The sequence below is a fragment of the Escherichia sp. HH26CH genome, assembly GCF_009820205.1.
Classification (GTDB): domain Bacteria; phylum Pseudomonadota; class Gammaproteobacteria; order Enterobacterales; family Enterobacteriaceae; genus Escherichia; species Escherichia coli_F.
Map to the genome: position 1 here is coordinate 1 of NZ_VNXM01000009.1, position 3,153 is coordinate 3,153.

Annotated in this window: 3 protein-coding genes; 2 read left to right on the forward strand and 1 reads right to left on the reverse strand. The window is 44.9% G+C overall.

Annotation, left to right across the window (positions count from 1 at the left end):
• Positions 1–405 precede the first annotated feature (405 nt).
• Both ompN and uspF read left to right on the forward strand, forming a co-directional pair.
• Positions 406–1,539 (forward strand): porin OmpN, encoded by a 1,134-nt coding sequence (gene ompN, locus FQ015_RS01510; protein WP_039020838.1) that lies wholly within the window; start codon positions 406–408, stop codon positions 1,537–1,539.
• 140 nt (positions 1,540–1,679) lie between these two features.
• Positions 1,680–2,114, forward strand: coding sequence for a universal stress protein UspF (gene uspF / locus FQ015_RS01515; protein ID WP_001295593.1), 435 nt, complete (start codon positions 1,680–1,682; stop codon positions 2,112–2,114).
• Between the two features lie 540 nt (positions 2,115–2,654).
• Here the strand turns inward: uspF and FQ015_RS01520 are convergent.
• Positions 2,655–3,153 (reverse strand): DUF4376 domain-containing protein (locus tag FQ015_RS01520; RefSeq protein ID WP_160523622.1); only part of this gene is annotated, 499 nt, incomplete at its 5' end.

Consider the following 3,153-nt stretch of genomic DNA (forward strand, 5'->3'; position numbering starts at 1 on the left):
GTTTTAATAACTGGCTCAAAGCTGAAAGCTTTCCGGAACCCCCAGCCTAGCTGGGGGTTTTCTGTGCACAAAAAAAGCCCGAACGACTGTTCGGGCTTGTCTTCTTATATGTTGGAAAATCAGTGGCAATGCAATGGCCCAACAGAAAATAAAATCTGTGACAATAAAGGCATATAACCCGCGCAGAATAACGTATAGCAAATTAAAAGTATAATTTTTATTTTGTATGTATTATCTTCGATACATTCACCAGACTTATTATCATTTCAGAGGAATTATTTGATTAAGGTTTTACTTAAGGCGTAACAAATGATATTTATCGTCTAACTGAACTTCTCCTTTAGGATGTTTTCACTCCCCAAAATGGGGATAAAAGGCAAATAAAATAACTAAAGGATTTATTCAATGAAAAGCAAAGTACTGGCACTTTTAATTCCTGCCCTGCTCGCCGCAGGTGCTGCACATGCAGCCGAAGTTTATAATAAAGACGGCAACAAATTAGATCTGTATGGCAAAGTTGATGGCCTGCATTATTTTTCTGATAATTCAGCGAAAGATGGCGACCAGAGCTATGCGCGTCTGGGTTTTAAAGGCGAAACTCAAATTAACGATCAACTTACTGGCTACGGTCAATGGGAATACAATATTCAGGCAAACAACACTGAATCTTCAAAAAACCAGTCATGGACCCGTCTGGCATTTGCCGGATTGAAATTTGCAGATTATGGTTCTTTCGATTACGGGCGTAATTATGGTGTAATGTACGACATCGAAGGCTGGACCGATATGCTGCCGGAATTTGGTGGTGATTCTTATACTAATGCCGACAACTTTATGACCGGCCGCGCCAATGGCGTCGCGACTTATCGTAACACTGATTTCTTCGGTCTGGTTAATGGTCTGAACTTCGCGGTGCAGTATCAGGGTAACAACGAAGGTGCCAGTAATGGTCAGGAAGGCACCAACAACGGACGTGATATTCGCCATGAAAACGGTGACGGTTGGGGTCTTTCCACAACATATGATTTAGGCATGGGCTTTAGTGCTGGTGCGGCATACACCTCTTCTGACCGAACGAATGAACAGGTTGACCATACTGCGGCGGGTGGTGATAAAGCAGACGCGTGGACTGCTGGGCTAAAATACGATGCTAACAATATTTACCTGGCAACCATGTATTCAGAAACGCGTAATATGACCCCGTTTGGCGACAGCGATTATGCTGTTGCAAACAAAACCCAGAACTTTGAAGTCACTGCACAGTACCAGTTTGATTTTGGTCTGCGTCCGGCAGTCTCTTTCCTGATGTCTAAAGGCCGTGACCTGCACGCTGCCGGTGGTGCAGACAACCCGGCAGGTGTTGATGACAAAGATCTGGTTAAATACGCCGATGTTGGCGCGACTTACTATTTCAACAAAAATATGTCCACCTACGTTGACTATAAAATCAACCTGTTGGATGAAGATGACAGCTTCTACGCTGCCAACGGCATCTCTACCGATGATATTGTCGCTTTAGGTCTGGTTTATCAGTTCTAAATCCTCCTGCCCGCTGTTATGGCGGGCTTTTTCTGCTTATTCTTCCTCCTTTGATCTAAATTAAAAATGTGAACTCCGTCATTACACAAAAAGTGTCATCTGGCGTTACACTTTATGCGGATACTAAAACAGGAGGTTTTATGAACAGAACGATTCTTGTCCCTATCGATATTTCCGATTCAGAATTAACTCAACGCGTGATTAGCCACGTTGAGGCAGAGGCAAAGATTGATGATGCAGAGGTTCATTTCCTGACGGTAATACCTTCACTGCCCTACTATGCCTCTCTGGGTTTAGCGTATTCCGCAGAATTACCGGCAATGGATGACCTGAAAGCGGAAGCCAAATCGCAACTGGAAGAGATCATTAAAAAATTTAAACTGCCAACCGACAGAGTGCATGTTCATGTTGAGGAAGGCTCGCCCAAAGACCGCATTCTGGAATTGGCGAAGAAGATCCCCGCTCATATGATCATCATTGCTTCCCATCGACCGGATATCACCACTTATCTGCTCGGTTCTAACGCCGCAGCTGTCGTGCGTCACGCAGAGTGCTCCGTGCTGGTTGTGCGCTGACACTAACGCCCGCACATTGCTGCGGGCTTTTTGATTCATTTCGCAAATGTGCTGACATTTTCCCCTCTAATCCGTACCATACACGCCACAGTTTTTATATCAGATTTCTTATGCTGGGCGTTCCGGCATGACGCATACTCTTCTGATGCCATATAACGAATTGAGTCGCTTTTAAATGTCGCAAAATCAAGAAATTAGTAAGAAAGAACAATACAATCTGAACAAGTAAGGGCAAAAATCACAACTATCTAAAACATAAGTATTTTATTTGTTTTTCAATGTGTTAAGTTTAATCAGCAACTACAACAAGCCACTATAATCTACTCTTTCTTTGCCCCATTTTTGCCCCTTTTGCGACTTTTTGCCCCATTTTTGCCACCACAAAAAATCCTAAAACACCCAATCCGTAAACTGCAACTGGCCCCACTGAATACTTTCCAATAGAATCTGTACCGGCTGGAAATCATTCAATACTCGCACTATCGAAAGTTATCCAGCCAGCCGCGGTACGTTCTTGCATACGACGTGCCGCGGCTTCTATTATTCCAGCATAAAATTCCTAATCGACTTCAAATCATCTAGATTATTCAGTTCCTCTTTCATCTCCCGCTGACGACGATAAATCTCGTCATTGCGATCGACCTGTGCCTGCGCCATTGCTGTCGCCAGTTCTTCCAGTTCCGGCGTTGACAGTTTCACTTGTTGATTATCGGCATCACCCCACGCAAGGGCGGTTCGTGCCGTATCGAATTTCGCTGACATTACTACCGGATAAAGGCGAGCCAGTGAGTCGGGGCCAGCGTTCCAGGTACGTCTGTTCCATTCGAACGTGAACGGCTGCGCTTCCTGTTCTGTGCGCCATGCCTCAATTTCCCGCTTTTTGGCAGCCTTTGCCGCTGCGATAAGTTCAGGCGTGACGGTAAACGGGGCAATTTCACCCCATTTGCCGCTCTGTAACTCTTCCCAGATGCGCTGACCTGTCTGTGCTGTATCATCTTTTGTCGCTGTATACGGCAGGACTTTCTCCATTCCCTCAAAC

Bases quoted from the DNA above. Each gene is read 5' to 3' on its own strand.
- ompN (WP_039020838.1), top strand. From the start codon at position 406: ATGAAAAGCAAAGTACTGGCACTTTTAATTCCTGCCCTGCTCGCCGCA.
- uspF (WP_001295593.1), top strand. From the start codon at position 1,680: ATGAACAGAACGATTCTTGTCCCTATCGATATTTCCGATTCAGAATTA.